The 19151-nt window shown below is 65.2% G+C and carries 12 protein-coding genes; 4 read left to right on the top strand and 8 right to left on the bottom strand.

The window, feature by feature from the left end; genetic code table 11:
* Window positions 1-265: 265 nt before the first annotated feature.
* The 3 genes from BMF89_RS00675 to BMF89_RS00670 all read left to right on the top strand — a co-directional run bounded on the left by BMF89_RS00675 (window position 266) and on the right by BMF89_RS00670 (window position 7875).
* Window positions 266-5095 (top strand): NAD-glutamate dehydrogenase, encoded by a 4830-nt coding sequence (locus BMF89_RS00675; protein ID WP_078105163.1) that lies wholly within the window; start codon window positions 266-268, stop codon window positions 5093-5095.
* A gap of 405 nt (window positions 5096-5500) precedes the next feature.
* Window positions 5501-5722, top strand: a complete 222-nt coding sequence (locus BMF89_RS21455) for a hypothetical protein (RefSeq protein ID WP_171983353.1) — start codon at window positions 5501-5503, stop codon at window positions 5720-5722.
* Complete coding sequence (locus BMF89_RS00670; protein ID WP_216353761.1) at window positions 5719-7875, top strand: bifunctional polysaccharide deacetylase/glycosyltransferase family 2 protein; 2157 nt, start codon at window positions 5719-5721, stop codon at window positions 7873-7875. Before BMF89_RS21455 ends, BMF89_RS00670 begins: the two co-directional genes overlap by 4 nt.
* A 12-nt stretch (window positions 7876-7887) precedes the next feature.
* On the opposite strand, the gene BMF89_RS00665 is transcribed toward BMF89_RS00670, so the two are convergent.
* The 4 genes from BMF89_RS00665 to BMF89_RS00650 all read right to left on the bottom strand — a co-directional run bounded on the left by BMF89_RS00665 (window position 7888) and on the right by BMF89_RS00650 (window position 11535).
* Window positions 7888-9480 carry an AMP-binding protein gene (locus BMF89_RS00665; RefSeq protein WP_078105162.1) on the bottom strand — a complete coding sequence of 531 codons (1593 nt, stop codon included), beginning with the start codon at window positions 9478-9480 and terminating at the stop codon, window positions 7888-7890.
* Window positions 9481-9593: 113 nt separating this feature from the next.
* The gene (locus BMF89_RS22670; protein ID WP_366214748.1) at window positions 9594-9974 is read right to left on the bottom strand and encodes a YegP family protein; all 381 of its coding nucleotides are present in this window, start codon (window positions 9972-9974) and stop codon (window positions 9594-9596) included.
* Between the two features lie 204 nt (window positions 9975-10178).
* Window positions 10179-11042, bottom strand: coding sequence for an HNH endonuclease (locus BMF89_RS00655; protein WP_078105160.1), 864 nt, complete (start codon window positions 11040-11042; stop codon window positions 10179-10181).
* Window positions 11043-11070: 28 nt separating this feature from the next.
* The gene (locus tag BMF89_RS00650; RefSeq protein ID WP_078105159.1) at window positions 11071-11535 is read right to left on the bottom strand and encodes a GatB/YqeY domain-containing protein; all 465 of its coding nucleotides are present in this window, start codon (window positions 11533-11535) and stop codon (window positions 11071-11073) included.
* A gap of 171 nt (window positions 11536-11706) precedes the next feature.
* Here BMF89_RS00650 and BMF89_RS00645 point away from each other — a divergent pair, with 171 nt between their 5' ends.
* The gene (locus BMF89_RS00645) at window positions 11707-14202 is read left to right on the top strand and encodes an ATP-dependent Clp protease ATP-binding subunit (RefSeq protein WP_078105158.1); all 2496 of its coding nucleotides are present in this window, start codon (window positions 11707-11709) and stop codon (window positions 14200-14202) included.
* Window positions 14203-14244: 42 nt separating this feature from the next.
* Here the strand turns inward: BMF89_RS00645 and BMF89_RS00640 are convergent, their stop codons facing one another.
* From BMF89_RS00640 to BMF89_RS00625, 4 genes are all read right to left on the bottom strand, one after another.
* A complete protein-coding gene (locus BMF89_RS00640; protein WP_253190633.1) occupies window positions 14245-15132 on the bottom strand; it encodes an SDR family oxidoreductase in 888 nt (295 codons plus the stop codon).
* Entirely contained in the window at window positions 15129-15605 is a 477-nt protein-coding gene (locus tag BMF89_RS00635) for an SRPBCC family protein (RefSeq protein WP_078105156.1), read from the bottom strand. The genes BMF89_RS00640 and BMF89_RS00635 overlap by 4 nt, the downstream gene beginning before the upstream one ends.
* Before the next feature lie 136 nt (window positions 15606-15741).
* Window positions 15742-17859 carry an ATP-binding cassette domain-containing protein gene (locus BMF89_RS21450; protein WP_139359486.1) on the bottom strand — a complete coding sequence of 706 codons (2118 nt, stop codon included), beginning with the start codon at window positions 17857-17859 and terminating at the stop codon, window positions 15742-15744.
* 7 nt (window positions 17860-17866) lie between these two features.
* A complete protein-coding gene (locus BMF89_RS00625; RefSeq protein ID WP_078105155.1) occupies window positions 17867-19087 on the bottom strand; it encodes a substrate-binding domain-containing protein in 1221 nt (406 codons plus the stop codon).
* Between the last annotated feature and the right edge of the window lie 64 nt (window positions 19088-19151).

Below are 19151 nucleotides of genomic sequence, written 5' to 3'. Positions count from 1 at the left end.
CGGCTCAGGCTGCTTGCAACGCCCGGCTGGGGCCGGCCCTAACTTACCGTGCCCGCCAAAAAAATCATCGCCCGCTCCTGCACCCTCGGGGGGCCCCCCCCCCCCCGCGGGGCGCGGCCCCGGCGCCCCGCCCCCACGTCATGCATTGTTGCCTCATTCCACTACTGGACGGGGTTCCCGCCGCCCGCCATGATGAATGAAGGCGCGGGGGCTGGATCGTCAACCGCAGTTTTGCGAGTGGTACCCGCAGTGGAGGCGCGGTGACATGGCACGTAAATCGGTCCCGGCGGAGCAGTCGGATTCAGTGGATTCCTTTGAGCCCAGCGAAGATTTCCTGGCCGAATACTTTGCCCAGGTGCCCCCGGAGGATCTGCGGAGCTACGGTTCCGGGACGCTCCGCGCGCGGGCTGCGCACCATCTGAAAGTGTCGTCCCCGCGCCCGCCCGGGCAGGCCGCCGTCGGGATCCTGACCGAATTGGATGCGAGCGTCGTTGCCGTGGTGGCGGAGGACATCCCGTATCTTGTCCACTCCGTCACGGCGGAGCTCACCCGCGGCGAGACGCCGATCACCCTGCTTGTCCATCGTAGCTTTCGGGTGCTTCGCGACCCGGTGAGCCACGAGCTCCTGGAAGTCCGGCTTGGAACGTCCGTGGAAGGCGAAGCCCCACCGGACGCCGGGGAAACAGAGGTCTGGATTGCTGCGGAGATCGGCAGGCTGCCGGACGCGGCGGCCGTCAGTGAACTGACGGAAAACCTGCAACGAGTGCTGGATGATGTTCGGGTTGCCGCCGAAGACGCGGCCGCCATCCGCGGCAAGGTCGCGGAAGCGGCAGCCTCCGTGGACGGATTCCCGCGCGACGTGGTGCCGCCCCCGGAACAGCTCAGTGAGCTGCTTCTTTGGCTCGACGACGGAAACTTCCTGTTCCTTGGTTACGCCGAAGAAGAACGCACGACGGCGGGCGGCCAGGAAAGTCTCTCCGAACGGCAAGGCTCCGGGCTGGGTCTGTTGAGGCGGCCGCAAAGGGACCTCGGCGGAGGCGACGGGCCCGGCTTACCCAACATCCGCGGGTCCCAAGCACTCGCCCTTTCCACCTCGGACGTGCGGTCCACAGTCCTGAGGCGGTCCTATCTGGACGAAGTGCGCGTGCCGATGTTCGATACCGCCGGCCAGGCCACCTCCGAACGGCGCTTCTTGGGGTTGTTCACGTCCGGCGCCGCGCACCAGTCGGTCCTGCGGATTCCGGTCATCCGCGAGAAAGTCCAGGCAGTCAGCGTGAACCTGGGGTTTCCGCCCCGGTCGCACCAGGCCAGGGACTTGACGGCTGTCCTGGAGACCTTTCCGAGGGACGAGCTGTTCCACATCGAGGCGGCTGGGCTCGCGGGCCTCGCGGACGAAATCCTTCATGCCGAGGTGCTGCAGCGGATCCGCGTATTCCTTCGTCCGGACAGCCATGGACGGTTCGTGTCCGCCCTCGTCCTCTTCCCGCGCCGCCGCTACAGCACGGCGGTCCGACTATTGATGCAAGAAGAACTCAAGCGGTCGTTCGAGGCGGACTCTGTCGACTTCGAGGTCCGACTGACCGGGTCAACCATGGCCCGGGTGTTCTTCCGGATCCATGTGGGCGCGGCCGCGCGGGACGCCCGGGCGGCCGGCACCGACGTCGTCGACGCCTCCCGACTGGAGCGGCGACTCATAGCTGCCACGCGTTCATGGTCGGACGCGCTCGAGGACGCAATCCGCGCCCGCTTCCCGGCGGCGGAATCCGCAAGGCTCGCCGGGCTTTGGCCGGACGCCTTTCCGCCTGGTTATCGCGCGGTCCACGAGGCGGAGGCCGCCGTCGGGGACATCATCAATTTCGAGACATTCGACCTGGACGGCGCAGGCGGCAGGCCGTACGGGGATCCGTTGCTCACCGTATATGTCAGGAAAGACGCGCCCACCACGCTCGTCGAGGACGCCCGGATCCGCCTTTACCTGACACGGCCCAGGAGCCTCACGCAGATCCTGCCCTTCCTGCACAACTTCGGGCTTGAAGTGCTGGACCAGCGGCCATTCGAGCTTCGGCGGAGTGGCCGGGAGCTGTTTCTCTACGACCTCGGCGTGAAGTATCCCGGCGGCGTTGACCCTGAGGAAACCAGCGGACTGCTCGCGGATGCCTTCGCGGCCGCCATGCGGGGGGACATCGAATCCGACCGGATCGACGCCCTCGTCATCCGGGAACGGCTTGCGTGGCGGCAGGCCGTCATCCTGAGAGGCTACGCGAAGTACCTCCAGCAGTTGGGGACCACCAACTCGTACGGATTCATCGCCGAGACGCTCGTCGCCAACGTCCGGGCGACCCGTGCCCTCCTGGCGCTGTTCCACGCGAAGTTCGATCCCGGGCTGGACGAAGCCGACCGCGACAGGGACACCGCAGACGCTAAGAAGGAATTGTTGGCCGCGATCGATGACGTCCCGGTCCTCGACGCAGACCGTCTGCTGCGCACATTCATGAACCTTGTGGAAGCCACAACGCGGACCAACTACTTCCTGGACAAGGCCCACTTGAGCTTCAAACTCAATCCGGCTGCGATCGCCGGTGCGCCGTTTCCGCGTCCAAAGTTCGAGATCTGGGTGTACTCGCCGCGGGTGGAAGGCGTTCACTTGCGATTCGGGACCTTGGCACGCGGGGGTTTGCGGTGGTCTGACCGAAGCGAGGATTTCCGGACAGAGGTACTGGGACTGGTCAAGGCACAAAACGTGAAGAACTCCGTCATTGTGCCCACAGGGGCAAAAGGAGGCTTTTATCCCAAACGGTTGCCGGACCCCGGCGCGGACCGCGAAGCCTGGCTCACTGAAGGCCTGGATTGCTACCGGATCTTCGTCAAGGGCCTGCTGGACCTCACGGACAATCTGCTCACCACAGACCGGGGAGAGTCGGTGGTGCCACCGGCCGGCGTGGTACGCCATGACGGCGATGATTACTACTTGGTGGTCGCAGCGGACAAGGGAACAGCGTCATTTTCGGACGCAGCCAATTCGGTCGCCCAGGAATACGGTTTTTGGCTCGGCGACGCGTTCGCATCCGGGGGGTCCGTGGGATACGACCACAAGCAGATGGGCATCACGGCCCGTGGGGCGTGGGAATCCGCGAAGCACCATTTCAGCGAGCTCGGCATGGATACACAGACCGAGGACTTCACCGTGGGCGGCATCGGCGACATGAGCGGCGACGTGTTCGGTAACGCGATGCTGCTTTCGCCGCACATCCGGCTGGTGGCGGCCTTCGACCATCGGGACATCTTCCTTGACCCGGACCCCGATGCGGCAGCTTCCTTCGAAGAACGCAAGCGTCTCTTCCGTCTTCCGCGTTCGTCCTGGGCCGACTACGATCCTTCGCTGATCAGCGCAGGCGGGGGCGTCCACTCCCGCCGGTCCAAGGCCATCGGGATCACCGAGCAGGTCCGGACTGCCCTCGGCCTGGAGCCGGGGACGTCCTCGCTGCCGCCCCACGCACTGATGCAGGCGATTCTCCGGGCACCCGTGGACCTGCTCTACAACGGCGGCATCGGAACCTACGTGAAAGCCTCCACGGAAAGCCAGACAGACGTCGGAGACAAGGCCAACGACGCCATCAGGGTCAATGGCAACGAGCTGAGGGCCCGGATCGTGGCGGAAGGCGGGAACCTGGGCTTCACGCAGCGCGGCCGGATAGAGGCAGCCCTCGCCGGCGTACTCCTCAACACCGATGCGATCGACAATTCGGCCGGTGTGGACTGCTCGGACCATGAGGTCAACATCAAGATCTTCGTTGACCGGATGATTGCTGCCCGGAAGATTGGCCCCGACGAACGGGCAGGCTTCCTGCATTCCCTGACCGACGAGGTAAGCCGCCTGGTCCTGGCAAACAACGTTGACCAGAACGTCCTCCTCTTCAACGACCGGCACCTGGCGCTCGAGTTGAATCCCGGCTTTGAACGGATCATGGACTGGCTGGAAAACGCAGCGGACCTGGACCGCGGCCTCGAGGCCCTGCCGAGCACGGAACAACTCCAGGACAGGCTGAGGGCCGGCACCGGGTTGACCTCGCCGGAGCTGTCGGTGCTGGCAGCGTACGCGAAGATCGAGCTGGCCAGGGAGCTCACCGCGAGCGACCTCGCCGATGATCCTTGGTTCAAGCGGGTCCTTCGTGGCTACTTTCCACGCCAATTGTCCGAGCGCTTTGATGCTGAGCTGGACTCCCACCCCCTGCGTCGGCAGATCATCTGCACGGTGGTGGCCAACGACATGATCAACCTTGGGGGGATCACCTTCGCTTTCCGCGCCATCGAGGAAACCACGGCCGCCGCCGCGGCCGTGGCGAGGGCCTTCGTGGTTGTTCGCGAGGCTTATGAGCTGCAGCGCTTCGTGGACAGGGTCGCCAGCCTGCCTCCCGGGTTTCCCGGCGAACACAGAGCCGCGGTTGCCCTTCCACTGCGCAGGCTCCTCGACCGCGCAACCCGGTGGTACGTGACACACGATCACCGGGACCAAACCATCGACGAAGCCTTGCGGAGGGTCGGGCCGACCCTGGACCTGCTGCGGACCCGGACCACCGAATTTCTCCGCGGCTCGGACCTTGACCGCGCCGAGCAGCGGTTAACGCATTGGAACGACGCCGGGATGCCGGGTGATCTCGGGCGGCGGGCCTCCGATTTGTTGGAGAGCTTCTCCCTCCTGGACATCTCGCTGGTAGCGGAGCAGGTGGAGGAGCCACTCACCACGATCGCCGACATGTACCACACGGTCATTCATTGGATCGGCGTGGGAACGCTGTTGCTGCGCATCACTGACCTGCCAAGGCAGAGCCGGTGGGAAGCCTTGGCTCGTGCGGCCTTGCGCGACGACGCCTATTCCGCCGTCGTCGACATCACCGTTTCCGTGATGCGGACCACCCGGACAAGCGGCGACTCCGGCGCCTCCGCCGTGGACCGCATTGTGGAGTGGGAGAGCGGACGCCAAGAACAACTGGGAAGGATCAAGGACACCTTCGTGGAGGTCACCAAACCCGGGCAGGTGGACCTCGCTTCGATCTCCGTGGCCCTGAAACTCCTTCGCACGCTGGCGAAGCGCTAGGAGGCTCCTTTGAATGCACTGACAGCGGAACGACTTCGCACATGACGTTTTTTGGGGTAGACAATGCGAATCCTCTAAGGTTGGTGCCCGATGGCAGCTTTAAATGAAACGCCCGATCAATCGGGGTCCGCGCCGCGTGGGCCCGTCTTCGTCGACGCATCAGGCCGGCGCCTGCGCAGGCTCAAGCTTATTGGGCTCGGAGCCCTCGGGCTCGTGGCAGGGTACGTGCTCCTCCTTCTCGTTGCGTTCATGGGAGGCCCTAACGTTGCCGCGCCATACCTACCCCTACCGACCGCAGCGAAGCCCCCGGCGCCTGATCCGGTTGCCCCAGTGGCCCGGGATCTTCCGTCATCCCCACCAGCACTGCCTTCTACCGGAGCCGGGCTCCCAACCGGGGGTGCTCGGTTGCCTGCCCCTTTGGCGCCGACGACGCTTGAGGCTCTGGTGACTTCGCCGTCGTCCGTGCCCGTGCCCGTGGCACCAGCGCCTACCGGTGCGACCTCGCAGCAGGCTGCCGGTTTCGCCCCGATTCCCACTCCCGCGCCCGTCACGTCGACGACGAGCCCGGGCAAGAGCGGGACGGCTCCGGGCCAGGCCACGCGACCGTCCACGCCTACGCACCCGTGAGTGCGCGCCGCCTAAGCAAGCGCAATGCTCCAGTCAGCGTCAAGGCACACTGGTTCATCCTTGTGGCTGTCCTGTTCGCGCTGGCTGCTGCCCTCGTCGTGCAGGGGTACATGCATCACTTGGCCGGGATCGGCGATGACTCCGTCGCTGCCGGCGGGTCTGCCGGGTCTGTCCCGGACGCGGTCTCGCACGGTGGCCCGGTGGTCGATTCCCGTGGCGGGACCGTCCGTACGGTCAGTCCACCGGACCGCACCCTCGCCTTGACCTTTGACGACGGTCCGGACCCGGTCTGGACGCCCCGGATTCTCGACGTTCTCCGCAAGCACCATGTCCATGCCACGTTTTTCGTGGTCGGTTCGGCCGCCATCGACAATCCAGACCTTGTGCGCCGCATCCTGGCGGACGGTAACGAGATCGGCGTGCACACGTTGACTCATGCGGACCTGGGAAGCGCCCCGGCATGGCGCCAGCAGCTTGAGGTGCAGGGCGACCAGCAGGTCATCGCCGGAATCACGGGCCGCGCGGCAACGCTCCTGCGGCCGCCGTACAGCTCCGAGAACGACGCCGTCAGGGACGGCACCTGGACGGCAATGCGCGCGGCTGCCAATCAGGGCTACCTCACGGTCCTCACTACCCAGGACAGCGAGGACTGGCAGCGGCCCGGCGTCGCGACGATCGAGAAGAACCTCACGCCCTCAGGCCCGCGGGGCCAGGTGCTCCTCATGCACGACGGCGGTGGAGACAGGGAACAAACGGTCGCCGCCCTCGACTCCGTCCTCACGAAGTTCGCGGATCAAGGGTTCCGTGTCACGACGGCGGGAGACGCCGTCGGAATCGCGAGCATGCGCGATGCGTCCGCGGGGGAGCAGGCCAGCGGATCCGCGTTGATATGGGGAATCCGGCTCAGCGACTTCTTCATCACCGCCATCTCGTGGGCGCTCGTTGCGGCCGGAGTGGTGACGGTGGTCCGGGCCGTCCTCGTGGTGGTGTTCGCAGCGCGCCACCGGAGAGCGGCGCGACGCTCGGTAGCGGCCGGCCGCAGTCGGCGCCGGGTGGACGTGCCGGTCCGGCCTGAGGTTATCGAGCCGGTCAGCGTCATCGTCCCCGCGTACAACGAGGCGGCCGGCATCGAAGCCGCGGTCCGATCGATCTTCGCCTCGAGCCATCCGGTGGAGATCATCGTGGTTGACGACGGGTCGACCGACGATACCGCGGACATCGTGGAAAGGCTCGGCCTGCCGGGCGTCACACTGATCCGGAAAGAGAACGGCGGCAAGCCGTCCGCCTTGAATGCCGGGCTTGCCGCCGCCAGCCACGAACTTGTGGTCATGGTTGACGGCGACACCGTCTTCGAACCGGAAACGGTCCACGCCCTCATTCAGCCTTTCGCCGACCCGCGGGTGGGCGCAATTTCCGGTAATACCAAAGTCGCCAACCGCGGAGGGATCCTCGGCGCCTGGCAGCACATCGAATACGTTGTCGGCTTCAACCTGGACCGCAGGCTGTTCGACATCGCCGAGTGCATGCCGACCGTCCCCGGGGCGATTGGCGCCTTCCGCCGCGATGCACTCTTCCGGGTGGGCGGAGTCAGTGAGGACACGCTTGCCGAGGACACGGACCTGACCATGTCGCTGTGCCGCGATGGCTGGCGCGTCGTGTACCAAGACGATGCCAGGGCCTGGACCGAAGCACCCGCAAGCCTCGGGGCGCTGTGGAAACAGCGGTACCGATGGTGCTATGGCACGCTTCAGGCGATGTGGAAGCACCGTGGCGCGGTTCTGCAGGGCGGCGCGGCCGGCAAGCTCGGCCGACGCGGGCTTGGCTACCTGCTCGTCCTGCAGGTCCTGCTGCCGTTGTTCGCACCGGTAGTGGATGTCTTTGCCATCTACGGCCTGATCTTCCTTGATCCGGTCCGGATCGCGGCGCTCTGGCTTGTCTTCCTCCTGGTTCAATTCCTCATGGCGGCCTATGCGTTCCGGCTCGACAATGAGTCGCTTCGCCCACTGTGGACCCTTCCGCTTCAGCAGTTCGTCTATCGGCAGCTCATGTACCTCGTCGTCATCCAGTCGGTAGTCACGGCCTTGGCGGGCGTGCACCTGCGATGGCACCGAATGGAGAGGTATGGAAGCCTGCGCGTGCCGCCGACCGCATAGAGCGTTAACCTCCTAGCCCTTCGCGCGCAGCTCCCGCCGAAGGATCTTCCCCGACGCCGACTTCGGAATCACCTCGACGAACTCGACCGATCGCACGCGCTTGAACGGCGCCACGTGGCCGGCGACGAACTCCATGACGTCCCCGTCCCCGAGCTCGGCTCCCGCCTGCCTGACGACGAACGCCTTCGGTACCTCTTCGCCGTCGTCCGCGTGGATGCCGATGACCGCGGCGTCCGCGATACGCGGGTGGGTGAGCAGGAGGGCTTCGAGCTCAGCGGGCGCGATCTGGTAGCCCTTGTACTTGATCAGCTCCTTGAGCCGGTCGACGATCGTCACGATGCCGTCAGCCGTGACGGTCGCGATGTCGCCCGTGCGGAGGAATCCATCCGGGTCGATCGTCGCAGCGGTCGCGTCGGGCCGGTTCAGGTAGCCGAGCATGACCTGCGGGCCGCGGACGAGGAGCTGTCCCGGGGCGCTCGGTCCCTCGGCCGGGACGTCGATCTCCTCGTCAGTGGCGGGATCGAGGAGCTTGCACTCCGTGTTCGGCACGGTGTAGCCCACCGAGTCGAGGGGGACGCGCTCGGCGCCGTCACGCGGAATGGCATGGGATACAGGGCTCAGCTCGGTCATCCCGTAACCCTGGAGCATCGTGCAGCGGAGCCTCTTCGCGACGGCGTGCCCCAGCTCACCGTCGAGGGGCGCCGCTCCCGAAAGCACCGCGCGGACGGAGGAAAGATCGTATTGGTCTACCAGCGGATGCTTCGCCAGTGCGACGGCGATGGGCGGCGCGATGAAGAGGTAGGTACAGCGGTGGTCCTGTGCGATGCGGAGAAACTCGGCGAGGTCGAACTTCGGCATCGTGACGAGCCTGGCCCGCTCGCCGAGGGCGAGATTAAGCAGCACCGTTAGCCCGTAGATATGGAAGAAAGGCAGGACGGCAAGCAGCACGTCGTCGGGAGTCACCCGGAAGAAGGCGCTCGACTGGGCGACGTTCGCCACGAGGTTGTACTGGCTCAACAGGACGCCTTTCGGCGTGCCGCTCGTGCCGGACGAGTAGGGCACGACGGCGGCGGCGTGCGGATCGACGCTGAGCGTCGGCGCGGGAAGGCCGGCTTCCAGCACGTCCGCGAGCGAGGGATGCCCCGCGGCAGTGGTGAGGTCGCCGCCGTCGAGCACCACGAGCCGTTCCGCCGGAATGCCGGCAGCCACCGCCGCGGCGTGCGCACGCTCAAGGAACGGCGAGACGGTGAAGAGCCAGGAGGCGCCCGCGTCGCTGAGCTGGCTGCCTACCTCATCGGCGGTATACAGCGCGTTGACCGTGGTGACGGCGGCGCCCGCACGGAGGACACCGTGGAAGACGACGGCGAACGCCGGCACGTTGGGGCAGAAAAGGCCCACGGTGGTCCCGGGGCCCGCCCCGTGGCTTGCGAGCCAGCCGGCGGTGGCATCGATTCGGCTGACGAGTTGCCGGTAGCTCATTTCCGCGCCGGACGTGCCGTCCACAAGTGCAATCCGGTCAAGGTCCTCGTCGCCCAGACCACCGAACAGGTACTCATAAATGGTGACTTCGGGGATCTCTACATCAGCGTACGGGCTGGTGAACATGGCGGCTCCTTCGACGCACGACGCCGGGAGTCGCCGTCGTGGGTCCATTACACCCGGCGGTGCGGGGCCGGGACAAGGCCTGCCGGGGCCGGATGCCCCTTCAGCGGAAGGGTCTACGCCTCAACCAAGTCTGCGCGGGATGCGTCGACCAAGGCGGGAGTGTGCCAAGGATGGCCGCTCCGGTCTCTTTGGGGGAGTGGTTTATGGTGCCGTGGGGGAACGGGAAGAGGCGGCATCAGTGGCTTAGGCGGCAGGAGGGCCGGACTGGGTTGCCGTACGACGGGAACCGGTGGCGTGGTTGATGGTCCGCGAAGTGGGACTTCGGGGCATAGATCGGTGATCAGGCCCATTCCTGCATATTCGCGTACGTCACTGATGCCGCACACTGCGGCCCGCTTGTCCGGAAAGGACTTGGAGACGGCTACCACCGTTCCGTCCGGAGCCTTGAGCCTGAATCTGAAGCTCGTGTCCTCGTCGATGAAGAGTTCAAACATCCCGGTCATGCGTATCCTCCCGAACAGCGGGCGGCGCGTGACGCCCGGTAGGTTTCGCCGGGACCGGGGCGCGACGTTGCGCCCCGGTCTTTCAGCCGGCAAATGGATCATCTGACTCACAGTGCATGGTGCTCGCCACACGGTGTAGTTAACCAAAATACGGTGAAGAACCCTGGCTGGCTAGTGCTCGGGGCGGAACGACGTTCAATGCTGCTCGAGGATCCTGTGCGCGTCGTCCTGTGCGGTCAAGGCCCTGTCGTCTAAAATTTGGCCCGGCAAGTGTCCGGCGGCGGCGATCGCCCGCCGCAACTCCGCCACAGTGCGGGGATTGCCCACGCCCCGGTGCGCCATGGCGTGGCAATTGGCACACAGCGGCACGAGGTCCGCTATGGGATCCAGCCGGTAATTGCCGCCAAGCTGTGAAACGGGAACCACGTGGTGGACGTGGATGTAGTCTTTGCCGATATCGCCGTAGCTTACTTCGAAGGAGAAAGAGCACGCGGCACAGGACGTTCCGTGGAAAGCCAAGCAGACGCGACGCGCTTCAGGGTCCCGTTCGTAGCGGTTCGTATCGATCCGGCTGACGGCTTCCTCCGGGTAGGTTCCGGGGACGATCCGGCACGGTTCCGAGGCTGCCGGCCCGTGCTCTCGCCACAAGCGCTGAAGTCCGGGTTCTGACTCTGCCGGAAGTGACCGCCCAGAACCGCGGAAGGTATTCCAGGCCACATCCGGCACTTCACTGGTGAGGACACTGGATGGTATTTGGCTGCCCAGGGGGAGCACGGCATCGAAGGACACGCTGACGTACCGCGCACTGCTCTTCGGCTCGGTGCGTTGTGGCGCCTCGTAGCTTTCGGACATCACCACACCGTGTCCGATCAGCCCGCGTCCGTGCTGGCCCTCGCCTTGCAGGAGAAGCCATGCCTGGTTCCCAGGCTGGATCTTCCGGTGCCGCCCGATGTTCCACCGCTCCAGGAATTGCCCTGTTTCGGCGACCTGCTCGATTACAGCCTCGTAGTTCCAGTCGTTCCCAAGCCGTGGATTCCATCCCAGGATGATGGCCACCATGGCTGCTCCTCCCTGCGTGCCAGTGAAATTATGCGAGTCGGTTTCGGACGATTTCGCTGACGGCCTTGCCGTCGAAGCGGCCGGCGACCTTTGCCGTGACGGGCTTCATCACGGCCCCCATCTGCCTGACCGAGAGTTCAGTGCCACCGGCCTTCAACGCGGCGATTGCCTCGTCGACGATGTCCTCGACTTCGCCGGATGTCAGCATTGTAGGCAAGTAGGCCTCGATGACTTCGGCCTCGGCGATTTCCGCCGCGGCGCGTTCGGCCTCTCCGGCCTCCGTGTAAATGCGGGCCGTGTCCCGGCGCTTGGCGGCTTCCTTTTGCAGCAGCGCGGTCACCTGGGTGTCGTCCAACTCGATGGGTGTCTTGCCGGACTTCTCACGCGTCTCGATTTCGCCCAGGACGTTGCGGACCGTCGTGAGCGCAGTTTTGTTGCGGTCCTTCATGTGGACGACGACGTCGGCATGCAGGCGTTGCTTCAAGGTGCTCATGGTAATTCCCTCTACTTGGTGGTTGTTTTCATTCTTCACGGTCTGGACCGTCTGTGCAGAAGAGCCGTGCAGACAACCGGCCCGGTATCTAAAATTCTGTCTCCGGCGATCCCCCAAGAAGGCCTTCCGCGACGTAGCATCAAGGTAGGCGGCTGCCAGGAGTGTGGCGAAATGTTTGAGAGATTTACGGACCGTGCCCGTCGCGTTGTTGTGCTTGCCCAAGAAGAGGCACGCATGCTCAACCACAACTACATCGGTACCGAGCACATCCTTTTGGGGCTGATCCAGGAGGGTGAGGGGGTTGCCGCCAAGGCGTTGGAGTCCATGAGCATTTCGCTCGATGGCGTCCGCGAGCAGGTGCAGGAGATCATCGGCCAGGGCCGGCAGGCCCCTTCGGGCCACATCCCGTTCACCCCGCGCGCCAAGAAGGTGCTTGAACTCGCACTCCGGGAAGCCCTGCAGCTCGGCCACAACTACATCGGCACCGAGCACATCCTGCTCGGCCTCATCCGTGAGGGTGAAGGCGTTGCCGCGCAGGTCCTCGTCAAGCTTGGCGCCGATCTCGGCCGCGTCCGTCAGCAGGTCATCCATTTGCTTTCCGGCTATGAGAGTAAGGACCCCAGCGGAATGGTCGCAGGACCGAGCCAGGCCGAGGTGGCCCCGGCCGGTTCGGTGGTGCTGGACCAGTTCGGCCGCAACCTGACCCAGGCCGCTCGGGAGAACAAGCTCGATCCGGTGATCGGCCGCGAGCTGGAGATGGAACGCGTCATGCAGGTCCTCTCCCGCCGGACCAAGAACAACCCCGTGCTGATCGGTGAGCCCGGCGTCGGCAAGACCGCCGTCGTCGAGGGCCTTGCCCAGGCGATCGTCCGGGGCAACGTGCCCGAGAGCCTGAAGGACAAGCAGCTTTACACGCTCGATTTGGGGTCCGTGGTGGCTGGTTCCCGTTACCGTGGTGATTTCGAAGAGCGCCTGAAGAAGGTCCTCAAGGAAATCCGCACCCGTGGCGACATCATCCTCTTCATCGACGAGATCCACACGCTCGTGGGTGCCGGCGCTGCCGAGGGTGCGATCGATGCCGCGTCCATCCTCAAGCCGTTGCTGGCACGTGGTGAACTCCAGACCATTGGTGCCACCACTTTGGACGAGTACCGCAAGCACATCGAGAAGGACGCGGCACTGGAGCGCCGCTTCCAGCCGATCCAGGTCCAGGAACCGTCAGTGGCCGACACGGTCGAGATTCTCAAGGGCCTGCGTGACCGTTACGAGGCGCACCACCGGGTGACCATCACCGACGGCGCCCTGGCGGCCGCGGCGAGCCTCTCGGAGCGTTACGTTTCGGACCGCTTCCTGCCGGACAAGGCCATCGACCTGATCGACGAAGCCGGCGCCCGGCTGCGCATCCGCCGGATGACCCGTCCGCCGGAGCTGAAAGCGATGGACGCACGCATCGCCGAGGTGAAGATGGAGAAGGAATCGGCCATCGACGCCCAGGACTTCGAGGGTGCCGCGTCGCTGCGGATGAAGGAGCAAAAGCTCGTCGCCGAACGCAGGGAAAAGGAACTGAGATGGAAGTCCGGCGGCGCGGAAGGCCACTCCGAGGTAGACGAGGAGCTGATCGCCGAAGTTCTCGCGAACTCCACCGGCATCCCGGTCTTCAAGCTCACCGAGGAAGAATCCAGCCGTCTCCTCAAGATGGAGGAGGAACTCCACAAGCGCGTTATCGGGCAGAATGAGGCGATCAACTCGGTGTCGCGTGCCATTCGCCGCACCCGTGCGGGCCTGAAGGATCCCAGGCGTCCGGGTGGCTCGTTCATCTTCGCCGGCCCCACCGGCGTCGGCAAGACCGAGCTCGCCAAGGCCCTGGCCGAGTTCCTCTTCGCTGACGAAGAGGCCCTCATCACGCTGGACATGTCCGAGTACTCGGAGAAGCATTCCGTGTCGCGTCTCTTCGGTGCCCCTCCGGGCTACGTCGGCTACGACGAGGGCGGGCAGCTGACCGAGAAGGTCCGCCGTCGTCCGTTCTCCGTGGTCCTGTTCGACGAAGTGGAGAAGGCGCACTCCGACTTGTTCAACTCGCTGCTGCAGATCCTCGAGGACGGCCGCCTGACGGATAGCCACGGCCGGGTGGTGGACTTCAAGAACACGGTGATCATCATGACCACCAACCTGGGCACCCGCGACATCTCCAAGAGCGTCGCGACGGGCTTCCAGTCCGGCACGGACACCACCACCGGCTACAACCGGATGCGGGCACGGGTCACCGAGGAGCTCAAGCAGCAATTCCGTCCCGAGTTCCTCAACCGGGTTGACGACGTGATTGTCTTCCCGCAGCTGACGCAGGACGAGATCATCGAGATTGTTGACCTCATGATCCGTCGGCTGGAGCAGCATTTGGCCGACAAGGACATGGGCATCGAGCTCACGGACGCCGCCAAGGTCCTCCTGGCGACCCGCGGCTACAACCCGGCCATGGGTGCGCGGCCGCTCCGCCGCACCATCCAGCGCGAGATCGAGGACCAGCTCTCCGAGAAGATCCTCTTCGGCGAACTGCACCCGGGTGACATTGTGGTGGTCGACGTAGACGGCGAAGGCGACGACGCGAAATTCACGTTCGCCGGCAACGCCAAGCCACGCATCCCGGATGCGCTGCCCGCCGTGGGCTAACGCGGGTCAACACGCTGCCCGTGCGGCCGCCGTCGAGCTGGCTTAGTGGAGCTTGTGCCCGAGGCTGGTAAGCAGGCGTGCGACGGCGTCCTCCGCGGTCGGCGGTGGGCCGAAGACCTCGCGTTGGCGTGACGTGTCGGCGACATAGCGGCCGGTCTGGAACCACTCCATCATCGCCCCGAAGTCCGGCCCCATCTGGCTGACCGGGTTCAGGACGAGCTCGATCTGGCGGCCGAGCATCTGACCGGAGATATCGGCGATGTCCTGCATGGTTACCGGCCGGTCCCAGCCGATGTCGATGCGTTGGCCCTCGACGCCGCCTGCGTCGACTGCGGCTGCAAGGTATCCGGCGAGGTCACTGGCAAGAACGTATGTCAGGGGGACGGTGGACGACCCGAACCACATGAGCCGCCCCTCGCTGAAAGGGTCGCCGAAGCGGGTGATCTGCTCAAGGAAAGCGCCTGGACGCAAGGCTACGAACGGGACCCCGAGTTCTTCCAGACGGTCCTCGGTCAGCTTCTTGTGCCAGAAGTGCGGGACATCCGGAGTCTGATCGCAGGTGAGGATGCTGGTGAGGACAAATCGGCGGGTACCGGCGCGGCTGGCCGCATCGACGAGGTTGATGTTGCCCACCGTGTCGGTGAGAGGGCTGTCGCCCTCCCGATGGTGGGTGTATCCGGCCGCCGAGGTGATCACCGCGTCGACGCCGTCCATGGCGTGCGCAAGCGATTCCGGGTCCATCATGTCGCCACGTACGATCGTGGCCCCCAGCTCTTCGAGGCGGCCCGCATCCGAACCGGGCCGCACCAAGGCGCGGACTTGTTTACCTCCCGCCAGCAGCCGGGACACCACCTGGCTGCCGAGCATCCCGGTACCGCCGACCACGAGCACTGGTCCCAGGTCGGTCATTGTTGACTCGGAGGGCGTCACGGTTGCGTGCCTGCGGGGCCTTGATCCTCCACCTGGCCGCGCCACCCTCCGGTTTCGGCTCCACGCGCCTCGATGAATTCCTTGAACTTCTTCAGGTCCGCCTTCACCTGCATCTCGTCTACTTGGAGCGCGGCTCCGGCCTTCTCCATGAAGGTTTCGGGCGCCCACTCGAAATGGACCTTGACGTGGGTGTGGTTGGCGTCCAGCGGCGAAAACCTGATGATGCCGGCGTGCGATTTACCGTCAATGCTGCGCCAAGCAATCCGGTCGTCGGGTTCCTGGTCGACGATTTCCGTGTCGAACTCCCGTTCCACGCCCCCTATCCTGGTGACCCAATGGTTGGTCGTGTCGCTCAACTGGGTTACGGATTCCACACCGGACATGAATCGGGGAAACGACTCAAACTGCGTCCACTGGTTGTAAGCGGCACGGACGGGGACATCCACGTCAATGGCTTCTTCAACCTTTCGCATCTTTCCTCCTCCGTTGGACTTGCGTGAACAGGCCGCAGCGATGGCCGATGGTCCCTCCAGGAAGCCTGCCACTCTTGAACATTAAGCCTGCTGACCATCCACGTCCAGTGTTGCCGGGCACAAGCCGGTTTGGCGGTTACGTCCGGGAGCGCCCGCGGCGCGCGACGGCGTCGATCGTCACTGCCGCGACGAGGACCAGCGCGGTGACGACGTACTTGGCCGGTGCGCTGTAGCCCTGCAAGCCCATGCCGTTATCGATCGTGGCGATCACCAGCCCGCCCAGGACCCCGTGCAGCACTTTGCCACGCCCGCCGAACAGGCTGGTCCCGCCGATCACTGCGGCCGCCACGGCGTAAAGCACCAGCGTGCCGCCGTCGTACGATGTCGAGACGGAGCGGAGCCGCGAGGCGTAGACGATTCCGCCGATTCCCGCCGTAAAGGAAGCGAGCATGAAGGCGAGCGTGCGGATGCGCGCAAGGTTCACGCCTCCCCGCCGCGCGGCCTCGGCGTTGCCGCCAATGGCGTAGACGTAGCGGCCGAACCGCGTACGCCCGAGCAACAGCGTCCAGGCGGCGAGGACCCCGAGCACCACGAGGAGCACCCACGGCACGCCGCTGATTTCCACGAGGGTGCCCCGGTCTGTGTTGCAGAGCCACACGATGGCCACGCCCGCGGCGAGCGCCGCTGCGATCTTCAAGGCGCTCACGCTGGCAGGCGGCGCGACGAGCCCGGTATTGCGCCGGCGGGCGTCCCGCAGCCATGTCCACGCGCTGAACGCCCCGACGACGACGAGCATGAGGATCCAGCTGGTGACCGGGCTGAGGTTGCCGCTCGCGATGTTGTTGATGACGGTGTCATTGATAGGCACCACGCCGCCGCTGCCTAGGATGATGAGCATCACCCCAAGCCAGCCGAGTTGGCCGCCGAGGGTCACGACGAACGACGGCAGGCCAAGCCGGGTGATGATCGTCCCATGGAGCAGTCCGATCCCGGCGCAGCTCAGCAAGCCTACGGCGATCGCCGCCCACCAGGGCCAGCCGGTGGACTCCTGGACGAGTTCGGCCATGATGACGCCGCCCACCCCGCCGACATACCCGATGGACAGGTCGATTTCGCCGAGCAGGAGCACGAAAACCTGGCCCATCGCCAAGAGCATGAAAACCGAACCCTGGATGAGCAGGTTCACCATGTTGCCGGGAGTCAGGAAATTCGGGTTCAGGGATTGGAACAGCACGGAGATCAGCAACAGGCCCGCGAGAACCGGCAGCACTCCGCTCTCGCCGCCCCGGACCCGAGCGAACGCCGCGCGGAAGTAATCGGGCAGCGAGGTCGCGGTGATGTCCGGGTTCAACGCCAATGCGGCCTTCCGCTTGGCTGCAGCCGTGGTCGGCTCGTCCTGGAGCACCGCCGCCGCGGAGGGGAGGGGCCCCTTGGCTGCGGTCAGCTGACGGTTCGACGGCGATGGAGGCGCGAGTTCCGGCCGTGCCCGATCGGAGAACCCCGTGGTCATCAGGTCGACCACGATCTGCCGGTCCATCTCCGCGACAGGCCGGATGGCCACAAGCTGCCCGAGCCTGAGCACGGCGATGCGGTCCGCGACTTCGAACACGTCGTTCATATTGTGCGAGACGACCATGACGGCGACGCCGCGATCGGCGAGCTGGCGGATCAGGTGAAGGACAACCTCTGTCTGGGCGACGCCGAGTGCCGCGGTGGGCTCGTCCATGATGACGAGCTTCGAGTTCCACAGCACCGACTTCGCGATGGCGACGGACTGGCGTTGCCCGCCGGACAGGGACGCGACGGGTTGCCGGATCGACCGCACGGTGGTCACGGCCAGGCTCGCGAGCGTCTCCCGGGCCGCGATCTCCATGCTCTCTTCATCAAGGAGAAGATGGCGAAGGCGTTCGCGGCCGAGGAACAGATTCTGCACGATGTCGAGGTTGTCGCACAGTGCAAGGTCCTGGTACACGGTCTCGATGCCGAGCGCTGCGGCTTCGTGCGGCGAGTTCAACCGGACGGGTTGGTTTTCCCAAAACAGCTGCCCGTCGTCGGGAGCGTGAATGCCGGCCACGCATTTGATCAAGACCGATTTGCCCGCGCCGTTGTCACCGGCAAGGGCGGTCACCTTGCCGGTCGGCACCTCGAGGGTGATGTCGACCAGTGCCTGCACCGGCCCGAAATTCTTGTCGATGCCCTCCAGCCGAAGCAGGGGCCCGACGTCGGCGGGGCCCGTCGCTGCCAACTCGCTCATCGTCGAACTACTGGATACCTGCCGCCGTGCACGCGTCCTTCACTTGCGAGATGCACAGCGAAGAAGTCGCCACGGCACCGTCCTTGACCACCGTGTCCGCCATGTTCTTCGTGGTCACCCACAGCGGGGTCAGCAGGACCGATGCGACGTCGGACTTCGCGGTGTCGTCTGTGGTCTTGCCGTTCACGAGGGTCGATGGAACGGTCACGCCCGCCCGCAGGTAAAGGGCTGCTGCGGCGGCCGCCTGGGCCTCAAAGTAGATCGGCTTGTACACCGTTCCGCACTGGTAGCCCTTCAGGATGTTCTGCAGGCCGGACAACGACGCATCCTGTCCCGTCGTCGGGAAGGTCTTGGCGGGGATCTGCTTGCTCTGCAGGTAGGCGATCACAGCGTTGGCGTTGTCGTCGTTCGGCGTGACCACCGCGTTGATGTTCGGGTGGGCGGTGTATTGCTGGGCGAACGTGGTCTGTGCCACCGACGGCGTCCACGTGCCTGCCGGCTCTCCTACGTTGACGTACTCGCCATTGTCGAAGTGCGGCTTGAGCACGCCGTTATAGCCTTCGGCGAACAGTTTCGCGTTGTTGTCGGTCGGATCGCCATCCATGACCAGGATGTTTGGTTTGGTGACTTTCCAGTCCGCGATGCACGTGACTTCGCCTTGTCCGATCAGCTGGCCAACCTTGACGTTGTCGAAGCTCACGTAGGTGCGGTCTTTGGCCCCGCCCTTGACGAGCCGGTCATAGTCGATCACCTTGACGCCGCGCGCGCTGGCGGCCGCCTCGATGGCTGCGCCAGAACCGGAGTCGAGGGCGTCGACCAGCAGCACGGATGCCCCTGCCGTGATGTCAGCCTCGGCTTGCGTCTGCATGGTGCTTGCGCTGCCTTGCGCGTTGTCGATTTTGAACTTGGAAGAGTCGAGTCCCGCGGCTTCGAATGCCTTCTTCAGGTAGGGGGCATCGAAGGTGACGTATCGCGCGGAGGTGGTGGTGTCCGGCAGCAGCACCCCGACCATCCCTTTGCCTTGGGATGCGAGGGACGTGAGTTGTTTCATCGCCGAGAAATCGGCTGTGAACGCATCCGCAGAGATCTGCGGCACCGCTCCTCCGGAGCTCGTGGCGCTCGACGTGGACGATGTGCTCGTGCTCGAGCATGCGGCGAGTGCCGTGATAGCGAGGGTTGCGATGAAGGCGGTTCCGGCGCCTCGTGCCGGGACCTTCATGTTTAACATTTCTTTCCTTCCATTGGTTTCGACAGCAGGCGACCTGGCGGGGTCGGGCCGGAACCTGGGCGTT

It is taken from the genome of Arthrobacter sp. SRS-W-1-2016 (assembly GCF_002009585.1).
GTDB lineage: Bacteria > Actinomycetota > Actinomycetes > Actinomycetales > Micrococcaceae > Arthrobacter > Arthrobacter bambusae_A.
The sequence above is the reverse complement of the archived record's forward strand: the minus strand, read 5'-3'. Positions and strand labels throughout refer to the sequence as shown.